This window comes from uncultured Roseibium sp. (assembly GCF_963675095.2).
Lineage (GTDB): Bacteria > Pseudomonadota > Alphaproteobacteria > Rhizobiales > Stappiaceae > Roseibium.
Genome location: NZ_CAXXSJ010000070.1, coordinates 14648 through 34964 on the forward strand (window position 1 = coordinate 14648; position 20317 = coordinate 34964).

The 20317-nt window shown below is 61.6% G+C and carries 20 protein-coding genes and 2 pseudogenes; 15 read left to right on the forward strand and 7 right to left on the reverse strand.

The annotated features are described in order from the left end of the window. Positions 1–156: 156 nt before the first annotated feature. Positions 157–756 (forward strand): TetR/AcrR family transcriptional regulator, encoded by a 600-nt coding sequence (locus tag ABIN98_RS28075; RefSeq protein WP_346915446.1) that lies wholly within the window; start codon positions 157–159, stop codon positions 754–756. Between the two features lies 1 nt (position 757). Here ABIN98_RS28075 and ABIN98_RS28080 read toward each other — a convergent pair whose 3' ends face one another. Next, complete coding sequence (locus ABIN98_RS28080) at positions 758–1978, reverse strand: FAD-dependent oxidoreductase (RefSeq protein ID WP_346915448.1); 1221 nt, start codon at positions 1976–1978, stop codon at positions 758–760. A 66-nt stretch (positions 1979–2044) separates the two neighbouring features. Between ABIN98_RS28080 and ABIN98_RS28085 the strand changes: the two genes are divergently transcribed. The 14 genes and pseudogenes from ABIN98_RS28085 (at position 2045) to ABIN98_RS28150 (ending at position 14069) form a co-directional block, all read left to right on the forward strand. Then, entirely contained in the window at positions 2045–5335 is a 3291-nt protein-coding gene (locus ABIN98_RS28085; protein ID WP_346915482.1) for an indolepyruvate ferredoxin oxidoreductase family protein, read from the forward strand. After that, the gene (locus ABIN98_RS28090; RefSeq protein WP_346915450.1) at positions 5316–5450 is read left to right on the forward strand and encodes a hypothetical protein; all 135 of its coding nucleotides are present in this window, start codon (positions 5316–5318) and stop codon (positions 5448–5450) included. Before ABIN98_RS28085 ends, ABIN98_RS28090 begins: the two co-directional genes overlap by 20 nt. A 28-nt stretch (positions 5451–5478) precedes the next feature. Further along, on the forward strand, positions 5479–6438 hold the full coding sequence (locus ABIN98_RS28095; protein ID WP_346915452.1) for an ABC transporter substrate-binding protein: 960 nt from the start codon (positions 5479–5481) through the stop codon (positions 6436–6438). Beyond that, on the forward strand, positions 6435–7346 hold the full coding sequence (locus tag ABIN98_RS28100; RefSeq protein ID WP_346915454.1) for an ABC transporter permease: 912 nt from the start codon (positions 6435–6437) through the stop codon (positions 7344–7346). The genes ABIN98_RS28095 and ABIN98_RS28100 overlap by 4 nt, the downstream gene beginning before the upstream one ends. Continuing rightward, a complete protein-coding gene (locus tag ABIN98_RS28105) occupies positions 7339–8133 on the forward strand; it encodes an ATP-binding cassette domain-containing protein (RefSeq protein ID WP_346915456.1) in 795 nt (264 codons plus the stop codon). The genes ABIN98_RS28100 and ABIN98_RS28105 overlap by 8 nt, the downstream gene beginning before the upstream one ends. A gap of 10 nt (positions 8134–8143) precedes the next feature. Continuing rightward, positions 8144–8476 (forward strand): YciI family protein, encoded by a 333-nt coding sequence (locus tag ABIN98_RS28110; RefSeq protein ID WP_346915458.1) that lies wholly within the window; start codon positions 8144–8146, stop codon positions 8474–8476. Next, positions 8473–9768: a 3-oxoacyl-[acyl-carrier-protein] synthase III C-terminal domain-containing protein gene (locus ABIN98_RS28115; protein WP_346915460.1), complete on the forward strand. Its 1296-nt coding sequence runs from the start codon at positions 8473–8475 to the stop codon at positions 9766–9768. Before ABIN98_RS28110 ends, ABIN98_RS28115 begins: the two co-directional genes overlap by 4 nt. Positions 9769–9789: 21 nt before the next feature. Continuing rightward, positions 9790–9951 carry a hypothetical protein gene (locus ABIN98_RS28120; protein WP_346915462.1) on the forward strand — a complete coding sequence of 54 codons (162 nt, stop codon included), beginning with the start codon at positions 9790–9792 and terminating at the stop codon, positions 9949–9951. Beyond that, positions 9935–11137 (forward strand): acetyl-CoA acetyltransferase, encoded by a 1203-nt coding sequence (locus ABIN98_RS28125; protein WP_346915464.1) that lies wholly within the window; start codon positions 9935–9937, stop codon positions 11135–11137. The genes ABIN98_RS28120 and ABIN98_RS28125 overlap by 17 nt, the downstream gene beginning before the upstream one ends. 99 nt (positions 11138–11236) lie before the next feature. Then, positions 11237–11710 (forward strand): hypothetical protein, encoded by a 474-nt coding sequence (locus tag ABIN98_RS28130; RefSeq protein ID WP_346915466.1) that lies wholly within the window; start codon positions 11237–11239, stop codon positions 11708–11710. After that, on the forward strand, positions 11707–12255 hold the full coding sequence (locus ABIN98_RS28135; RefSeq protein ID WP_346915468.1) for a hypothetical protein: 549 nt from the start codon (positions 11707–11709) through the stop codon (positions 12253–12255). Before ABIN98_RS28130 ends, ABIN98_RS28135 begins: the two co-directional genes overlap by 4 nt. A gap of 10 nt (positions 12256–12265) precedes the next feature. Beyond that, positions 12266–12817, forward strand: a complete 552-nt coding sequence (locus tag ABIN98_RS28140; RefSeq protein WP_346915470.1) for a TRAP transporter small permease subunit — start codon at positions 12266–12268, stop codon at positions 12815–12817. 159 nt (positions 12818–12976) lie between these two features. Beyond that, a pseudogene (locus ABIN98_RS28145) lies at positions 12977–13747 on the forward strand (TRAP transporter large permease); the annotation flags it as partial. 118 nt (positions 13748–13865) lie between these two features. Further along, on the forward strand, positions 13866–14069 hold the full coding sequence (locus tag ABIN98_RS28150; RefSeq protein WP_346915484.1) for a TRAP transporter large permease subunit: 204 nt from the start codon (positions 13866–13868) through the stop codon (positions 14067–14069). A gap of 454 nt (positions 14070–14523) precedes the next feature. On the opposite strand, the pseudogene ABIN98_RS28155 reads toward ABIN98_RS28150, so the two are convergent. The 6 genes and pseudogenes from ABIN98_RS28155 to ABIN98_RS28180 all read right to left on the reverse strand — a co-directional run. Beyond that, positions 14524–15563, reverse strand: a pseudogene (locus tag ABIN98_RS28155) (IS110 family transposase). Positions 15564–15808: 245 nt separating this feature from the next. Beyond that, positions 15809–16717, reverse strand: coding sequence for an HlyD family type I secretion periplasmic adaptor subunit (locus ABIN98_RS28160; protein WP_346915472.1), 909 nt, complete (start codon positions 16715–16717; stop codon positions 15809–15811). Continuing rightward, a complete protein-coding gene (locus ABIN98_RS28165) occupies positions 16671–17132 on the reverse strand; it encodes a biotin/lipoyl-binding protein (protein WP_346915474.1) in 462 nt (153 codons plus the stop codon). Before ABIN98_RS28165 ends, ABIN98_RS28160 begins: the two co-directional genes overlap by 47 nt. A 51-nt stretch (positions 17133–17183) precedes the next feature. Then, positions 17184–18437: an ATP-binding cassette domain-containing protein gene (locus ABIN98_RS28170; protein ID WP_346915476.1), complete on the reverse strand. Its 1254-nt coding sequence runs from the start codon at positions 18435–18437 to the stop codon at positions 17184–17186. 534 nt (positions 18438–18971) lie between these two features. Next, a complete protein-coding gene (locus ABIN98_RS28175; protein ID WP_346915478.1) occupies positions 18972–19136 on the reverse strand; it encodes a hypothetical protein in 165 nt (54 codons plus the stop codon). 1 nt (position 19137) lies between these two features. Next, a partial coding sequence (locus ABIN98_RS28180; protein WP_346915480.1) for a calcium-binding protein occupies positions 19138–20317 on the reverse strand: 1180 nt, incomplete at its 5' end.

A 20317-nucleotide genomic window follows, 5' to 3' on the forward strand; every position in this document is an offset into this window, starting at 1 on the left:
AGACCTCCAAACGACCAATATTCAGCGTACACAGTGTCCATCGCCTTGGGCACCTGACCCCGGTTTCAAGACCAACCGCCAAAAGAAGGATCCCGGTTGTATATGTGGCGTTCGGCTAATATAGTCCGAACGGTCTGATAATACTGAGGTGATAACGTGGTCAGAACACGGTCGAAGGACTACGAAAACATACAGGCGTCCATCCTCGACAACACCGCGGCGCTGTTCGCGGAACGGGGATATGCGGCAACGTCCATCGGCGATATCGCGCAAGCATGCGACTGTTCGAAATCCCGCCTGTACCACTATTTCGAAAACAAGGAAGACATCCTTGCCGAGATGCTGTCCGAGCATATCGACGTACTTCTCGAGGGCTGCCACGACGCGCTTGCCAAACATGCCGATCCGGTCGAACGGTTCCGGGTTCTGGTCCGCTTCTTCATGGGGATTTACGCGGTCTCTTCCGACAAACACGCAGTTCTCTTGACCTGTATCCGATTCCTGCCTGAGGAAACCCGTCAGACCGTTCTTCGAAAGGAACGGGAACTGGTCACCTTCATCCGCGACATCATAGCCCGTATCCGACCCGACATCGCCAAGAACGGACAGCTTGCGCATATCGACACGATGCTCTTCTTCGGCATGATCAACTGGACCTATACATGGTTCAAGGCCGACGGCCCGGTTACGCCGGAAGCTCTGGCGGACAGGGCCGTTGACCTCTTCCTGGGCGGTTATCGCGAGCTTCCGGCCTGACCTAGACTGGCGCCAACAATTGCCGCGGTTCGAAACCGGGCCGCGTCAACTGATCCGGATCGACCAGGGTCTTCGTTGCCAGAAGCCGCTTTGCGGTCATGAAGGCCTTTCCATCGTTGATCGCATCCACCGCGATGAGCTTGCCAACCCGGAAATACCAATGCGACCGGCCGTTCTCCTGGATGACCGGTACCAGCCGATCGTGCCCTGACCCAATCCCGGCGATCTGAAGCTTCACATCGTATTGGTCCGACCAGAACCACGGCACGGGCGCATAATCCATTGCCTCGCCCAACATGTCGTCCGCAGTGGTTTCGGCCTGATTGATGGCATTTTGCACGTTCTCAAGCCGTGTGCTCACGCCCTCGAAATCGAAGCGCGCGCAATCACCTGCCGCCCAGATGTCAGGGGCCGAAGTGCGCCCGCGCGCATCGACCAGAATACCGTCGTCACAGGCGATTCCCGCCTCCTCCGCGAGCCGGGTTTCCGGAACCGCGCCGATCCCCACCAGAACCAGATCCGCAGGCAGTTCGCCGTTTTCCAGCCTGACGCCGGTCACTGTGTCGCCGCCGCAAAGCCCTCGAACCGATTGCCCTTCCAGCAGGGTAACGCCGCGGGCCCGATGCAGATCGCGGAAGAAATCCGCCGTTTCCTCGCAAGTGACCCGCGCCAGAATACGCGGGGCCGCTTCGACAACCGTGACCTCCAAACCGGCCTCGACCGCCACCGCGGCAGTTTCCAGACCGACATAGCCGCCGCCGATCACAACCAGTTTCGCTCCCGGTTTGAACGCCGGTGCCAGCCGGTCCACATCGTCAATACCACGCAAGACATGCACGCCGGACATCTCCCCCGAAACACCGGGCAGTCGCCGGGGCCGGGTACCGGTTGCGAGCAATAGCCGGCTCCAACGAACTTCCTCGTCCCCGACCAGAAGTTTTCTGCTGTCAGCGTCGAGACGGGTCACGCCGGTGCCGAGTTTCAGTTCGATATCCTGGTCCCGCCAAAACGTTTCCGGGCGAAGCAACAAGCGGTCCCGTTCCCATTCCCCGCTCAGGTATTTCTTGGACAAGGGCGGCCGCTGATAGGGGAAATACGGTTCGGCTCCAATGAGCACGATCCGTCCGTCATAGCCTTTTTTTCTGAGCCGCTCCGCGCAGGATGCACCTGCCTGCCCCCCGCCGACAATCGCGATGGGGTCCGCTCCCGTTCTCTCACTCATCTTCTCTCCCAAAATTTATTCATTGAACGAACATTCGTATTATGTATTATTACGCACAAGTCAACAATCAGCGACAGCGAATCCATGAAGCTCAATGACGTTTCTCTCTCAGACCGGTTCACCAAAGGCACGGGTCGCGTCCTTGCGAACGGGACCCAGGCCCTGCTGATATCAATGTTCCGGCAACGGCGGTTCGATCGCGCGAGAGGGTTCAACTCGGCGGGCTTCCTGAGCGGCTACCGAGGGTCTCCGATTGCCAGCCTCGACAGCGAGGCCGAGCGGGCGGCAAAGCACTTTGCCGCGCATGACATCACGTTCACGCCCGGTATCAACGAGGACCTCGCGCTGACCTCCGTCTGGGGCACCCAGCAGGTGGCCCTCGACCCCATGGCCCGCGTCGATGGTGTTTTCGGCATGTGGTACGGCAAGGGTGCCGGCCTCGACCGCTGCGGCGATGCGCTGCGCCACGCCCACGGCGCCGGGACGTCTCCGCAAGGCGGTGTTCTTGTCGTTTGCGGCGATGACCATGCGCTGAAAAGTTCCAGCCAGGCCTATCATTCGGAGCCGACCTTCATCGACATGCAAATGCCGGTGCTGGCCCCCGCCGATCTCCAGGACATTCTCGACTTCTCGATACTCGGGTGGGAAATGTCCCGCTTCTCCGGCTGTTATGTCGGCTTCAAAGTGCTTGCCGAACATGTGAACTCCACCGGTCTGCTGGATGTAGGGCTCGACCGTATCTCTCTGGCCGAACTCAAGCGTCCGCAGCAAAACGATCGCTGGATCCGCTGGCCCGATCCGTGGCCGGACGTCGAAAAGCGCCTTCTGAATATCAAGCTGCCCGCCGCCCTCGAATTCGCACGCGCCAACCGGCTCAACAAGGAAGTCATCCGGGCAGATCGCCCACGGCTGGGCATCGTCGCCTCCGGCAAGAGCTATCGCGATGTGCTGCAGGCCCTGTCCCTCGCCGGCCTCACGCTGGACGAAGCCGCCGAGATCGGCATTTCCATTTTCAAGATCGGCATGCCCTGGCCCGCGGACGAAGACGGGCTGCGCGCCTTCGCCAGAGGCCATAAAACCTTGCTTGTGGTCGAGGAGAAACGCGACCTCATAGAGATGCAGCTCCGTGCTGCGCTCTACGCAGATGCATCGCAGCCCCGGATCACCGGACGGCGGGACCTGTCCGGCGAAACGCAATTCTCGCAGATCGGGGAACTTGACGGCATAGACGTTCTGCGCGCCATGGCCGGCCTCATCGACCTGCCAGACAGCATCACGGCCAGGATTACGAATGTCCTGCAGTCAGGGGTCACCCCGCCCCCCGTTTTGCCCATGCGAACGCCCTATTTTTGTTCGGGCTGCCCGCATAACAGCTCGACGAAGGTCCCAGAGGGAAGCCGAGCGCTTGCCGGGGTCGGCTGCCACTTCATGGCGACCGGTATGGGACGCAACACCGAGACCTTTACCCAGATGGGCGGCGAAGGTGTGCCCTGGGTCGGCACCGCGCCTTTTACCGAGACGAAGCATGTCTTCATCAACCTGGGTGAAGGGACATACTTCCACTCAGGCTCGCTCGCAATCCGGGCGGCCCTCGCGGCCGGTGTCACGGCGACCTACAAGATCCTCTACAACGACGCGATCGCCATGACCGGCGGACAGGAAGTCGAGGGAGAACTCTCCGTCCCCGTCATCGCACGCCAGCTGCTGGCCGAAGGCGTGAAGCGGATCGAGGTGGTGGCGGACGATCCGTCACGCCTGGCCGGCCTGCCCGCGGGTGTAGGGCTCAGCGGGCGCGAAGATATCGACGAGGTCCAGCGCAGCCTGCGCGAAGAACCCGGCGTTTCGGTGCTGATCTACGACCAGGTCTGCGCAACAGAAAAACGCCGTCGCCGCAAACGCGGCAAGATGACCGTCGCTCCGCGCAAGGTCATCATCAACGAACGGGTCTGCGAAGGCTGCGGTGATTGCTCGGTCCAGTCGAACTGCCTCTCCCTCGTGCCGGTGGAGACCGAATTCGGCCGCAAGCGCACCGTCGACCAGTCGAGCTGCAACCAGGATTATTCCTGCCTTGAAGGCCTTTGCCCGAGCTTCGTGACGGTCGAAGGCGCGGAATTGCGCCGCGAACCGGAACGCGACATGCCCGACCTGACCAATTTGCCGATGCCGCGGGTGCCTAGTCTCGACACACCGCTCGACATCGTCATTGCCGGTGTCGGCGGCACGGGGATCGTTACGGTGGGCGCGCTCCTGGTCATGGCCGCGCATCTTGAAAACAAGACGGCGCTGATTCACGATAAGCTGGGCATGGCGCAGAAATACGGCGCGGTTCACAGCCACTTGCGCCTGTCGTCCGACTATATCCCCTCGGTCCGCATCCCCGACGGTCAGGCACGCCTTCTGATCGGCGGCGATCTGCGCTGCGCTACCGAACCGCCCGTGACCAGACTGATTAATCCCGACAACGCGCATATCGTCGTTGCCAGCGAACAGTCGGTTGGCGGCGAATTTACCCGAAATCCGGATTTCGATTTCCGGGAAACCGACATGCAGGCCACGGTGAAACGCCTCGGCGGCGACCGGGCCCGCATCCTGCCGGCCCGACATCTGGCGCTCACTTATCTCGGAGACGAAATCGGCGCGAACCTGCTGCTGCTCGGCCATGCATGGCAACAGGGACTCATCCCGCTGTCGTTCGAGGCTCTCGACCGGGCTATCGAAATGAACGGCGTTGCCGTGGACCTGAACCGGAAAGCCTTCGCGCTCGGCCGCCTCGTCGCCGTAAAGCCCGAACTGGCTGACCGGCCCGTGCCGGAGGAAAAGAACCTCGATGAGCTTGTCGCCCACCGTGAAGAGCTTCTGACCGCCTACCAGAACAGCAAATGGGCAGCCCGCTACCGCCGGCTCGTGGACCGCGTCCGCCAGGCCGAAACCTCCGTCTCCGGTTCTCCCGGCGAGCTGACGCGGGCGGCGGCCTGGAACCTCGCCAAGCTGATGTCCTACAAGGACGAATACGAGGTCGCGCGCCTGTTCACCGATGGCCTCTTCCAGAACCAGTTGAAACAAACCTTCAGCAAGACCGGCAAGCTGCGTTTCTACCTCGCCCCGCCGAGCCTTGGCGAAAGCAAGGACGGGCGCCCCCGAAAACGGGCATTCGGCCCTTGGACGCTGCTGCTTTTCCGCGCCCTCGCCCGGATGAAGTTCCTGCGCGGCACCCCGCTCGACCCTTTCAAGCATCATCGCGATCGGCGTGAGGAACGCATGCTGATCGAGCAGTACGAGGCCGACCTTGCGCGTGTCTGCACCGAGCTGACCGCGGAAAAAACTACCCGTCGCCCTGATGCTGGCCCGCCTGCCTGAGGAGATCCGCGGCTACGGCCCGGTCAAGCGCGCGAGCGTGGAGAAGGCCCAGGAACAGCGCCTCAGCGTCCTGAAGGACCTTGAAAACCCGGCCTTCAAACTGGCCGCGGAATAAAAACCAACCCGACCGGAGACCCAGAAAAATGCTCTTCCAGAAACTGTCGTTGCTCGCAGCCTGCGCGCTGATCGTGACCGGCCCTGCCCTTGCCGGTGAGGCCAATGTCAAACTCAGCTACATCGTCGACCACCCGGCAATCGATGCCGCCCGCGAAGGGATGATCGCAGCGCTGGCCGAAGGCGGCTACGAAGAAGGCAAGACCATGTTGCTCGAGGTGCAGTCGGCACAGGGCTCCATGACGACACAGGTACAGATCAACGAAAAATTCGTCGGCGACGCACCCGACCTCATCCTCGCGATCTCCACGCCCTCGGCCCAGACCGCCATGGCCGCGACCAAGGACATTCCCATCGTCTTTGCGGCAGTAACCGACCCGCTTGCTGCCGGACTGGTGGATACTTACGAAAAGCCGGGCCGCAATCTCACCGGTTCCTCCGACATGACGCCCATCGGCAAGCACATGGCGCTGATCAAGCGGATCGTGCCGGGCGTGAAGAAAATCGGCGTCATTTACAACGGCGGCGAAGCGAATTCCATCGCCCAGGTCGAGACAGTAAAGGAAGACGCGGCGAAAGCCGGGTTGGAGGTGGTCGAGGCCACCGCCGCGCAATCCTCAGCGGTGATCGATGCGGCACGTTCGCTCGTCGGCAAGGTGGATGCCATCTATGTGCCAACCGACAGCACCGTGGTGAGCGCCATCGAAGCGGTCGTCCGGATCGGTCAGGATGCCGATCTGCCCATTATCGCCGCTGATACCTCTTCGGTCGAACGCGGTGCGATCGCGGCCCTCGGCTTCGATTATTTCGATATCGGACATGCGGCGGGAGAAGAGGCCGTCGCCATCCTGAAGGGGGCAGACCCCGCAACGCTTCCCGTGCGCTTCGTCGATAAGCTGGATCTGTACGTGAACCCCACTTCCGCGGAAAAGATGGGCGTCACGCTTCCGGACGACCTCCTGGCGGAAGCGACGAAGGTGGTCAAATGAGCCTCTTCGCCTTCATGGGCGCGCTGGAGGCAGGACTGATTTTCGGCCTCGTCGCCATAGGTGTGTTCCTCAGCTTCCGCGTTCTGGACTTTCCCGATCTCACCGTCGACGGGTCTTTCCCCCTTGGTGCCGCCGTGGCCGCGGTCGGGATCCTGTCCGGAATGAACCCGTTCCTCGCCACGGCGCTGGCGGCCTGTGCCGGTTTCGCCGCTGGCTATGTCACGGCGCAGCTTCACCTGCGCCTCAACATCCTTCACCTGCTTGCCTCGATCCTGGTGATGCTGGCGCTCTATTCGGTCAATCTCAGGATCATGGGACGGCCCAACCTGCCGCTTCTGAACTCCGAAACGGTCTTCACCCCGGTCGAGGCGCTGCCGCTGCCGCATATGTACGCCATGCCCCTGGTGCTGGCGTTCGCGATATTCGCCGCCAAGCTACTGATCGACTGGTTTCTTTCGACCGAAATCGGGCTCGCCCTGCGCGCCGCGGGGGCCAGTCCGCGCATGGCGGCGGCGCAGGGGATCGACCGCAACCACGTCCTTCCTCTCGGCCTCGGCCTGTCGAACGCGCTGGTGGCGTTGGCGGGGGCGCTGTTTGCACAGGCCCAGGGCTTTGCCGATGTCACCATGGGGGTCGGCGTCATCATCATCGGCCTTGCCGCCGTGATCGTGGGCGAAACGATCCTGCCCGCGCGCACAATGTTCCTGGCGACGCTGGCGGCCGTCGCGGGTTCGCTCGCTTATCGCGTGACCATCGCCTTCGCGCTGAACCTCGACGCCATCGGCCTGCGCGCACAGGACCTCAACCTGGTCACCGCCGTCCTCGTCGTTGCCGCCATCGCCGCGGCCCGGAGCCGCGGTCTCCCCGGACGACCGAAACTGAAGCGCCGGGAGACGACGAATGCTTGAAGCCCAGAATATCCGCGTCACCTTTAATCCGGGCACGCCGCTCGAAAACCGGGCGCTCAAGGGACTTTCTCTCAAGATCGATGAGGGCGAGTTCGTGACGGTGATCGGCACCAACGGAGCCGGCAAATCGACCCTGCTCGGCGCCTTTTCGGGTGACATCCGTCCGGAACGGGGTGCGATCCGGATCGACCGCACGGATGTGACACGGCAATCCGCGCCGCGCCGCGCATCGCGTCTCGGCCGTGTGTTTCAGGACCCCCGCATGGGTACGTGCGAAACGCTGACCATCCTGGAAAACCTCGCCATCGCGGCCGCCCGCACCCGGCGGCGCCGCCTCGGTCCCGGTGCACCGCGGGCCAAGGTCGAAGGCTGGCGCGCGCGCCTCGCCGAACTGGGACTGGGGCTGGAAAATCGGCTCGACGACAAGGTCGGCCTGCTTTCGGGCGGGCAGCGGCAAGCCCTGTCGCTGCTGATGGCTTGTCTGGTCCCGAACCGGGCGCTGCTGCTCGATGAACATACGGCCGCGCTCGATCCCGGCGCGGCAGACACCGTCCTGCGCCTGACAGATCAATTCGCCGAGCGCGACCGGCTGACCGTGCTGATGGTCACCCACTCGATGGCGCAGGCCCTGCGTCACGGCACCCGCACCATCATGCTGCACGAGGGCCAGATCGTCGTCGACCTGAGTGCGGCGGAACGGGCCGAATTGGGCGTCCCCGGCCTTCTGGACCTGTTCCAGCAGGTGCGCGGCCAGCCCGTCGATGACGACGCCATGGTGCTTAGCTGAAGGAAACGACATGCCCTTTCACATCCATTGCCACGACGACCCTGAAAAGCCCGGCCTGCGGACCCGGTTGCGGGCAATTCATCTGGAATACATGATCGCTCACAAGCACTTGATCCTGTTCGGCGGCCCGCTGAAGGATGTCGAAGGCAAATCCATCGGTTCCACTTTCGCTCTCTCGTGCGACACGCAGGACGAGGTAGACGCCTTTCTTGCCCGGGAACCCTATTCGGTCAATGGCCTGTTCTCCTCCGTAGAGGTCAATCCGATGGCCGTCATGATTCCCGAAGCCCGCGACGGCTTTCTGGAAGACGAGCTTCAGCGGGAGCGCAAGACCGCTTCATGACCGGAATAACCGCAATTGGCGCCTATCTGCCCCGCGCCCGTCTCAGCCGTTCCGCGATTGCAGACGCAATGGGCTGGCTGACGCCCGGTCTGCCGAGGAAGGGCAGTCGCACGCTCGGCTTCTGGGACGAGGACGCAACGACCATGGGTGTGGCCGCGGCCCGAACCTGTCTGGCACAGCCTGGACAGGAGCATGCGCCCGCCTCACTGGATTTCTGCACTCTCACCCCTGCCTTTGCCGAACGTCAGAACGCCTCGATCCTGCATGCGGCTCTGCGCCTGCCCGTCACCTGCCTCCACGCAGGAAAGCGGCACCACCGCACGTGCCTCCCTGATCGCGCTACACCGGTTGCTTGTCTCCGACGCGCCGGGGCCTGCTGGTCGCCGCCGACCGTCCCCGTCACCTCGCCCGGCAGCGCCGCCGAAGGTCGGATGGGCGATGGCGGCGCTGCGGTTGCGGTGAACACGGGCCCCGAGCTGTTGAGCTATCTCGGCGGCGTGTCCCTGACCAGCGCCATGACCGAACGTTATCGCGCGCCCGGCGCGCCATTCGCCACCGAGTGGGAAGACCGCTGGGTCAGGGAAGAAGGCTGGCAGACGCTTGCCGTCGCTGCCATCGAAGCCGCCCTGCGCGAGGCGAACCTTGCCCCGGACGCGGTCGATCATTTGGTTCTCGCCACGACCCAGCCCCGCCTCGCTGGGTTGGTTGCCAGGACCGCAGGCCTGAACAAGGCACGGCTCGCAGACGATCTCGGCGCCGGGATCGGCGATACCGCCAGCGCCCAGGGTCTGATGATGCTGGCCGCCGCCGTCGGCACGATCCGGCCCGGAGAGACCGTGCTTCTGGCTGGGCTCGGACAGGGTGCCACGACGCTGCTCTTCCGCGCGACCGAAGACATCAAACAGGCTCGGACCGGCTTTGCCGAAAGCCGGGACGCCGGACTGTCTGAGACGAACTATACCAAGCTGCCGTTTTTCAACGGCCTCCTGTCATGGGACCCCCGGCCAGCGTGGCAAGACCCCGGTCATGGAGGCACTGACCACGGCGCATCGTTATTCCGACGCTCTGCTTTCCTTGACGGGCGGGCGTTGCCGCGAGACCGGTGCCGTGCAGTTTCCGCCGTCACGCATATCCGCCAACGCCCAGGCGGCGCTCATGGATACACAGGAGCCCTGGCCGCTGGCAGATCTTGGTGGGCGCGTTGCGTCGCGCACCGCCGATACATTGGCCTTCTCGCGCACTTCCGCCGTCCTGCTACGGGCTGGTGGATTTTCACGGCGGCGGTCGGCTGATGATGGATTTTACCGACCCGGATGCCCCATCCATCGCGATTGGCGATCCGGTCGAATTCGTTTTCCCGCGTCAAGGACATCGACGAGAACACCGGCTTTCGCCGCTATTTCTGGAAGGCCGTGCGCGCGGCTTCCGCCGATCAGACCAAGGGAAAGGAGCATGCCGATGCCGAGCGGGCTTAAGGACAAGGTTGCCATTCTCGGGATGGGCTGTTCACGGTTCGGCGAACGCTGGGACGTCGGCCCCGAAGAGCTGATGGTCGAAGCTTTTTCCGAGGCGCTCACCGCCGCCAGGATCGATCCGACGGAAATCGATGCGGCCTGGTATTCCTCCCACTATGACGACATCGGCGCGGGCAAGGCCGGTCTTCCGATGGCCCAGGCCCTCCGTCTGCCCAACATCGGCGTCACGCGGGTGGAGAATTTTTGCGCCGGGGGAACCGAGGCGTTTCGCGGCGCCGTCATGGCCGTCGCGTCCGGCGCGGCCGATATCGCGCTCGCGCTCGGGGTCGAGAAGCTGAAGGACACGGGCTTTGCCGGATTGCCCGGTGCCCATCGCGGCACCTATGTGCCGATGTATATGCCGACCCATACAAACCCCGGTAATTTCTCACAGCTCGCCGTCGCCTATGCGGCGAAACACGGGATTGCGACGGAAGACCTGAAACGGGCAATGGCGCAGACCTCGGTCAAAAGCCACCGCAACGCCGTCGCCAATCCGCGCGCCCATCTGCGCAAGGAAATCAGCCTGGAAGCCGCCATGGCCGCGCCGATGGTCGCGGAACCGCTCGGCCTGTTCGATTGCTGCCCGGTTTCCGACGGGGCCGCCTGCGCCATCGTCACCACGCCCGAAATCGCCAGAGCCCACGGACGCAATCCTCTGGTTCTGGTCAAGGCGTTGCAACTCGTGACCTCGAACGGCTGGGAGTTGCAGCAGCAGCAATGGGACGGCGCCCACGTCCATACCGCAAGGATTGCGGCCAAACGCGCCTATAACGAGGCAGGCATTTCCGATCCCGCCCGCCAGATCAGCTTTGCCGAACTGCATGACTGCTTCTCCATCACCGAGCTGGTAACGCTTGAGGATATCGGCGTCGCCAAGGAAGGCACGGCCTGGAAAGCCATGCTCGACGGCGAATTCGATGTCGAGGGCCGTCTCCCGGCACAGGTCGACGGCGGCCTGAAATGCTTCGGTCACCCGGTCGGCGCCTCGGGATTGCGCATGCTCTTCGAGGCCTGGCTGCAGCTGACCGGACAGGCAGGAGAACGCCAGCTCGCCGCCCCCAGCATGGTGCTGACACACAACCTGGGCGGCAGCCCCGCGCAGAACGTGTGTTCCATCGCCATCGTCGGATCCGAAGGCGCCTGACCGTATGAAAATCACACAGGGAGGAAACAAGGAGAGACCGCTCAATAAATAGATCGAGCGCACGATTTATATATCGACTGACGATTAAGGGAGGATTACATGACACTGAAAACAAGCATTTGCACGGCAGCTTTCGTCGTAACATTGAGCACGGCCGCTCACGCCGAGACAATGACATTCTCGCACTTCGTTCCGCCGACACACCGCGTGCATCACGGTGTGGAACTGTGGGCCAAATCCATCGAGGAGGCTTCCAACGGCGAACTCAAGGTCCGCATATTTCCCGCGCAGCAACTCGGCAAGGCGCAGGACCATTACGACATGATCGCCGCGGGCCAGGTCGATGCGGCTTGGTTCGTGCCGGGCTATTCCGCCGGACGTTTCCCGATCGTGGACGCCGGCGAGTTGCCTTTCATGATCTCCAACGCCCCCCGCGGGTGCCCGGGCACTTCACGAGTGGTACGCCGACATCGCGAAAGAAGAAATGAAGGAAATTCATTTCTGCGCCTTCGCGACCCACGATCCCGGCCGCATCCATACCGCGCAGAAAGTCGAGACAAGTGGAGGATATGAAGGGCATCAAAATACGCCCGGCGAACGCCACGATCGGCAACTATCTCGCCGACCTCGGTGCGGTGCCGGTCAAGCTTTCGGCCCCCGAGGCCCGTCAGGGGGTCGAGCGCGGCGTGGTCGATGGGGCGACTTTTCCCTGGAACACGATCATCAACTTCGGCCTTGCCAAGAAGCTGACCTATCACCTCGACATGCCGCTCTATGTTCCGATGGCGATCTACGGGATCAACCAGGCCTATTACGATGGCCTGTCGCCGGAGCTTCGCAAGGTGATCGACGATCATTGCAACGCCGACTGGTCGGAGAAGCTGACCGACGACTGGGCGTCTTGGGAAATCGAGGGGCGCGCGGATCTCGAAAAGATGGGCGATCACGAGTTCACAAAGGTATCCGGCGACGCCCTGAAGCCGTGGACCGATGCGTCGAAAGGCGTTTACGCGGCCTGGGCAGAAAGCGTGAAGGCCAAATATCCGGACAAAGACCCGGCGGCCCTTCTCGAGGATCTGAAAACCAGGCTGGCCGAACAGGGCGCGAGCGGGTTCTGATATCTTGACCATGGCCCGTATTCTCACGGCTATCGAGGCGGTGGCGAAACTGATCGCCGCCGTCTCGCTTGCCCTTGTCGCGCTGTTGACCGCAGGTGCGGTCTGCCTGCGCGCTTTCGGTATGCATCTTCCCGACGCACTCGACCTTTCCTCGCTTTTCATGGCGGTTGCCGTCTTCTGGGGCATGATTTCAGCAGTCCGGAGCGGCACCCTGATTCAGGTGGATTTCGTGACCACGGTCCTGCCTGCCCCGGTCTGCCATCTGCTGCGCCTTTTTGCGCTCGTCATCACGGCGGCAACATTCGTTCTCTTAGCCCGCTCCGGTCTCGGCCAGATCCTGCTCACCATGAACAGCGGCGAGGTAACGCCGGAACTCCGCCTGCCCCTCTGGCCGCTCTTGGCCCTCGGCCTGAGCGGGCTCGCCGTCACGGCGGTCGTCGCAATTTTCATGCTGGCTCCACGCCGCCAGTTTCCAGGGCGCGGGTCAGCTGCAACGTACGGAACTTACCCATGGCGAATGAATGGCTTGCCCCCGCCGGCTTTGCCGCGCTCTTCATCCTGATCCTTGCCCAGGTGCCGATCGGCATCGCCATGCTTATCGTCGGTGCGGCAGGATATGCGCTTGCCATCGGCATAGACCCCGCGCTCTCCGTCCTCAGTTCCGCACCGCTGCGCACCGCCTCGGATCCGGCCCTGATGCTGCTGCCAGCTCTTCATCATGATGGGCGTCGCGGCCTTTCGATCCGGCATCTCGGATCGATTGTTCGAGGCAGGTCGCAAGACGTTCGGCCATCACCGCGGCGGGCTGGCCCTGTCGACGATCGCGGCAAGTGCCGGCTTTGCCGCCATTTGCGGCTCTTCCGCTGCCGGAGCGGCGACCATGACCCGGATTGCCCTGCCCCCAATGCGCGGGGCAGGCTATGCGGAAGGCCCTGCCGCGGCAACGATCGCCGTCGGCGGCACCCTGGGCATCCTGATCCCCCCCTCCGTCGCACTCGCGGTCTACGGCATCCTCACCGAACAGGATATCAGCCGTCTTTTCGTTGCCGGCATCATACCCGGTGCCATGGCGGTCGTGATGCACATGGCCATCATCCATTTCATCGCCCGCCGTAACCCGGACCTGATGCCGCGCAGCGAGCGGTACTCCTGGCGGGAACGGGCGAAAGCCTATGTTCTGGTCTGGCCGGTCGCGCTGATCTTCATCTTCGTACTGGGCGGGATGTATTTCGGTCTGTTCACTCCGTCGGAAGCGGCTGCCATGGGGGCCATCTTCACGGTTCTCCTTGGACTGTTCCGCCGCCATCTTCGGCCTGGCGAAATCTGGGGCGCTCTCGTCGAAACCTGTCAGACGTCGGCCGCGATCTTCGTCATCCTGATTGGCGCTGTTGTCTTCGGATACTTTCTTGCCATCACGGGAGCGCCTTACGAGATTGCAAGCTGGATCGGCGGCCTGCCCCTGCCCCCACTCGCCATTCTGGCGGTTATCCTCGCGCTCTATCTTGTTCTCGGCTGCGTGCTCGACAGCCTGGCAATGATCGTTCTGACGGTGCCCGATCATCTTTCCCATCACCCAGCATCTGGGCTTCGATCCGATTTGGTTCGGGGTTCTGACGGTGATCACGATCGAGCTCGGTCTCATTACGCCGCCGATCGGACTGAATGTCTTCGTGATCAAAAGCATGGAGACGAACCTGAAACTGGGTCAGGTGTTCAAGGCAATCATACCGTTCATCGTAATGGACATCTTCCGCCTGGTGCTGCTCGTGGCCTTTCCGATCCTCGTCCTTTGGCTTCCCAATTCTATGGGCTAACCCTGTGGGGTACAGTTGGAGATTTCGTGTACAGGTGTTTCCAGGAATGACCGAAGACATGCGGGCCGGAGAATAACAGATTTGAGGTGTGAAACGACGATCGTCCATGGAGCGAACTGCAGTTGCGGGTAACGTTTCAGTGTGAACCGCTAAATTACCTGTCTGCAGCGCCTCTTAGCAGTTTCGGGTCACTAAATAGCCCCTTCTGTAACGGGCTTGAGTGAGTCAATCCCTTTTGCTTCATCCTGTCGCCGGGGTCTTGCTTCTGAACGGGGTCGGCGCGTGGCCGCCACCTGATGGGGTTTGATAAGGATAAGGGCCGACCAATCTAGAAACGCGTGATCATGATGCCACGTGAGCTATTGCGGTCTGACCCGATCCATCGTCCCGGCGACGGGACCTTGCTTCGGGAAGGTCTGGCGTCGCGACCTGCCCAAAATCCTTGGCTTTCCCTCTATGCTGCCGTCATGGGCTCAGCTCCGGCGGTGAACACAGTGCCGTCGGCAAGCATGCGATGCAGGATCACCGCGAGCTTGCGCGCCAGCGCGACCTTCGCCTTCTTCATCCCGGCCCGCCGGGCAATCCGCATCGCCCAGCTTTTGAGCGCCATACACCCCCTGAGCGGTTTGGTCAGTATGATGTGGGCGGCCCTCGAACAGCGCCGCGCGCACAGCGGCGTCCCCGCTCTTGCTGATGCGGCCGCTATAGTCGGTCTCACCGGACTGGTACCGCCTCGGCGTCAGCCCAAAATGCGCGCTCACCTGCTTGGAGGAGGAAAACCGTCCCGGATCGTCGATCGCGGATGCATAGGTGAGCGCTACGATCGGCCCCACCCCCGGTGCGGTCATGAGTTGGCTTGCCTTTTCGTCCTGACGTGCAAGTGAGCGAACCTGTTTGTCAAATGCCCGAAATTCGCGCAGCAGAACGGCATGCCACCGAAAGCAAACCTGTGGTCACCAGCTGCAGGTTCTCTTGGCCGACCACCAACTCGTGGACGCGTTTGCCAAAATGGCCTGGCGTGGTTGGGCCGACCTTCAGCCCGAAGCCGCGCAAAATACCACGTACGCTGTTCTCTACGTCTCTGAGCTTCAGTTGCACGAGCTTGCGTGCCGTCAGCACGGCCCGAACTTCCTGTGCGGCCAGAGACTTGCAATGTACCGGCCGGAACCAACCTAACCGCATTAGCTGTGCGATCCCCCGCGCATCATTGCGGTCCGTCTTCACCGGCATCGCCTTGAAGGCATTGCGCACATGCCGTGTCTCCAGAAGCTCGACCGCAAGGCCCTCTTGCTGCATGGCGGCATAAAGCCATTGCGACAGGGGACCAGCCTCCAGTCCGATGCGTGCCAGATCCAAGCCGAGTGACGCAAACCAGCCAATCAGCGCTTCCGGCTCGCTCGCTACCTTGCCCTCACGGACAATCTCGCCGCTACCGTCGACAACGCATACGCTCGACGATTCCAATGATACGTCAATCCCTGCATAATGCTCCATGGTCGTCTCTCCCGGATGCTTGGAGCGGGATCCGTCCCGACTCCGTTCACACCATCAGTGTGAGGGACGACCACTTGCTCTCCAAGCCGCCCGCAGCAGACCGCTCGGCTGCCCGTTACCCCATCTAGATTTGTAGACGCCTTCTTCCCTAATTTTGAGGCAAGGAGGCCATGATGGGCACAAGCAATTTCAGCGACGAGTCTAAGGGCGGGTCCGTCACACATGACCTGCACACTTCGGGTTTCTCACCGCTCTCGCAACGCGTGCGCGATTTGGTCTCGAAGCGGCTTGATCAAATAACTGAGAACCGAGCGATCCCCGGTCGTCAAATATGCTTCCACAGGCATGCCAGGAATAAGCGCCTTGCCTTCCAGCTTTGCCATTTCCGCGTCATCAATGGCGAGTCGCGCGGTATAGTAGCTCTGGCCAGTCCGCTCGTCCTGACTCAGATCTGCTGAAACGGTCAGGAGTGTGGCGCTGAGTTCTGGGGTCGTCCGCCGATCGAAACTTGGAAAGCGGACCCGCGCCTTTTGATCGGGAGCGAGTTGGTCGATGTCGACCGGACGGACATGGGATTCAATGATCAACTGATCTTCCCGTGGCACGATCAGCATGAGAACCTCACCAGGACTGACGACTCCGCCGACCGTGTGAACGGCCAATTGGTGAACAAAGCCGTTCCTTGGCGCCCGAACATCGATACGGCGCAGTTCGTCTTCCGCGGTAATTTTCTGTTCTTCCAGTTGCGCGATGCGGGAACGTACTTCCTGCAGTTTTTCCAAAACCTCCGCGCGGTAGGTTTCCTCGATCTGGAGAGACTGGATTTCCCGTTCGCTTATGGCTTCCCGGCTTTTCGCAATCTGCGCCAGGAAATCACCGTGTTCGCCCTTCAGCCGCGCCCTTTCGCGTTTAAGCGCGATGATGCGGCTCTTGGGAACAAGTTGCTTCTCCAGAAGGCCACTCAGGTCGGCAAGCTCCAATCCGATGAGATCGATTTCCCCTTTCTTGGCGGTGACCTGGGCGGAGAGCCCTTCGATCTGTTGATCGAGCTGCCGTATCTGTTCCTTAAGCTGCTTCTTCCGGCCGATCATGCTTGCTCGGCGCGCTTCAAGAAGCAGCTGCTGTCCACGGCGGATATTCTCGATATTCGCCACCTTCAGATTTGCAATCTCTTCGAATTCTACTGTTTTCCAACCCGTCACGTTCGGCCACCAAACGGCTCTCCTGGGCGCCAAGTTCGGCGAGTTGCTTGACGACCACAGCAAGATTGGCACGGATCACCGTGTCGTCGAGGCGAATGAGAAGATCTCCGGTCTCCACCGTATCTCCGCTCTTTACCAGGATTTCCCTGATGATCCCGCCTTCCCGGTGCTGCACACGCTTGATATTGCTTTCCACCACGACGGTGCCGGAGGTGACAACCGCTCCGGAGATGCTGGCTGTTGCCATCCAGCCGCCCACTCCGCCTATGATCGCCAGACAGATCAGGCCGACGACGATCAGATGCCGATGAAGTGTTTTCCTGAGCTTTTCGTCGCTCGCCGACGAGACGTCGGATGCGCTTATCATTGCGCCCCTCCCCCGACCATGGGAACCGGTGCGACGATCTTCTTCATGACTTCATCCCTTCGGTCCGAAGGCCACGGTCTGCCCCTGACGCAGACACAGGATCTTGTTCAGGGTCGCGAGCGCACTCGGACGATGGGCGATGACAACGACGATCGCCCCACGCTGCTGGGCCGACTTGATCGCCCCTGTCAGCGCCGCCTCGCCTTCCGCATCCAAGTTCGAATTCGGCTCGTCCAGAACCACAACAAACGGATTGCCGTACAAGGCGCGCGCAAGGGCGATCCTTTGGCTTTGTCCCGCTGAAAGGGCATAGCCCGAACGGCCGATCAGCGTGTCGTATCCTTCGGGCAAACTGACGATCAGATCATGCACATCCGCAAGGCGTGCCGCCTCGATCACCTGCTGCGAAGAGGACTCGGTGCGAAACCGGGCGATGTTTTCGGCAACCGTTCCATCGAATAGTTGGCAGGTCCTGGGGCAGATAGCCGATGAATTCCCCGCGCCGGATCGAGGCCCACTGGGAAATCTCGGCGCCATCATAGCGGATTTTCCCGCCAAGTGTGTCGGCAGCACCCCGACCAGGGCGCGGGCCAGCGTGGATTTGCCGGACCCGGAAGGTCCAATGATCCCGAGCCCGTCCCCTGCCTGCAATTCAAACGAAGCCCCTCTGACAAACGGCGTGGTGGACCCGTAGGGCCCGCAACTGACGCTTTCCACCGAAAGCGTTTCAGCTGGCAGAGGTAACTCCGTCTCGGGTTGAGCCGCCATGGCATTTGCAAGGCCTTCGCGCAGCCTGCGCAAGGCCTGCCGGCAAGCAACGAAGCCCCGCCATTGGGCCACGGCTTGTTCGATCGGTGAAAGTGCACGGGAGGTCATGATCGATGAGGCGATCATGACACCGGGTGTGATTTCCTGCTCGATCGCAAGCCAGGCGCCTGTTGCCAGCATGGCCGATTGCAGGACGAAGCGAATGGTTTTGATAAGGGTTCCAAAAAAGCCGGACCGATCCGCCATACGGCGTTGCGCGGTCAGATAGTCGTCATTGCGACCCGCCCACCGGGCGGCAAGGACGTCGTCCATACCCATGGCATGCATGACTTCCGAATTGCGTTGGCTGATCTCCACATCTGACGTCCGAAGCGAGGTTTGTCGGTTCGCCTCCGCCACAGGCGACCTGGACATCGCCTCGTTCACACCGATCAGGATGGAGATAATGATGGCACCGGATAGTGCCACAAGGCCCAAAACGGGATGGAAGAGAAAAACAATGCCGAGATAAAAGGGTAGCCAGGGCACGTCGAACATGGCGGCCGGACCGGGGCCCCGATAAAAATTGGCGAACCGTGTCCAGGTCCTGGACCGGGCGGACTCGCGCCGCCTGACGGCCGAGCCGGATCGGCAGGCTGGATGACAGACGATAAGCAATGGTGGACAGCCGCGCGTCAAAACGTTGCGCCAAGCGCGCCAGGATACGGTTGCGCATGCCGTCGAGCAGGCCGAAAAAAACGTAGAGCAAAATGGCGAGCCCACCGATGACGACCAGTGTCGGTATGGACCCGCTGGCAAGCACCCGGTCGTAAACCTGCAGCATGAACACCGGGCCCGTCAGCATCAGCAGATTGATCAGAAAGCTGACAAGGCCGACCCACAGGAACACCGACCGCAACGGCCTGAACGCTTCCGAAACCGGATTCTTACCCGTCTGGGAACCGGACCTTCGAGGTTGCCCGGGCGGGGACGCCGGACGAGAGGAACTCAACATGATGTTAGGACAACCTGACAGACTTGCGGAAGCGTGTCCGGAGAGGCCGAAGCCTCTCCCGGACGTCTTCGGTTCAACTAGACAATGCGCACATCGTCCTGATGGAATTCGGCAACCACGACGTTTTGAAGCAGGATGGATGTTTCCGCATCGATCGTGATCGTCATATCCGTCCCATCGTCGGTCGCGGCCGCCATGAGGCTCGCGAAATCGGCAAAGACTGCACTGTCGAATTCGAGCACATCATCCGTCTCCGGTACCCGCGACGAAATCCGTGACCGTATCGTGTCCGGTGTCGCCGAAGTCGAAATGGATCGTATCGTTTCCAGATCCGCCAGTGATGGTATCGTTTCCAGAGCCGCCGTCGATGAAATCATCGGTGTCGAAACCGAGCAAGACGTTGTCTGCAGCCGTTCCAAGCAGCGACTGCGCCGCAATATCTGCCCGGGTCCACACATTGTTATCGGAGAAATGAACCTCTTCCACACCGAAGTCGGTACCATTGCGGAATTCATCGTACAGCTGGATCGATCCGCCATCAGAGAAATGCAGCGTCACGTCATTGGTGTCACTCGTACTCCGGCTGACCGTCACCTCATTCGCGGCAATGCCCGATCCGAGAACGATCGTGTCCGCGGATCCGCTGTTGCTGTCCTCGGTGATCGTGTCATTGCCGTCACCGAGATCGTAGTGGTAGGTGTCATTGCCATACCCACCGTCTATCTGGTCATTTCCCAGACCGCCGGTGATCGTATCCTCTCCGCTGTAGCCCTTGATCGTGTCATTGCCGGCGCCACCGTCGATCGTGTCGGCAACATTGTCGAAGCCGTTGATCGTATCGTCGCCGCTCGTCTGTGCACCGGAAAGATAGAGTGACTGAAGCGTCGCCCGGGTCCACACGGTGCTGTCGGAGAAATGGATCTCCTCAACACCGAAGTCCGTGCCATTGCGGAATTCATCGTTCAGCAGGATCGATCCGCCGTCAGAGAAATGCAGCGTCACGTCATTGGTGTCACTCGTACCCCGGCTGATCGTCACCTCATTCGCGGCAATGCCCGATCCGAGAACGATCGTGTCCGCGGATCCGCTGTTGCTGTCCTCGGTGATCGTGTCGTTGCCGTCACTGAGATCGTAGTGGTAGGTGTCATTGCCATACCCACCGTCTATCTGGTCATTTCCCAGACCGCCGGTGATCGTATCCTCTCCGCTGTAGCCCTTGATCGTGTCATTGCCGGCGCCACCGTCGATCGTGTCGGCAACATTGTCGAAGCCGTTGATCGTATCGTCGCCGCTCGTCTGCGCACCGGAAAGATAGAGTGACTGAAGCGTCGCCCGGGTCCACACGGTGCTGTCGGAGAAATGGATCTCCTCAACACCGAAGTCCGTGCCATTGCGGAATTCATCGTTCAGCAGGATCGATCCG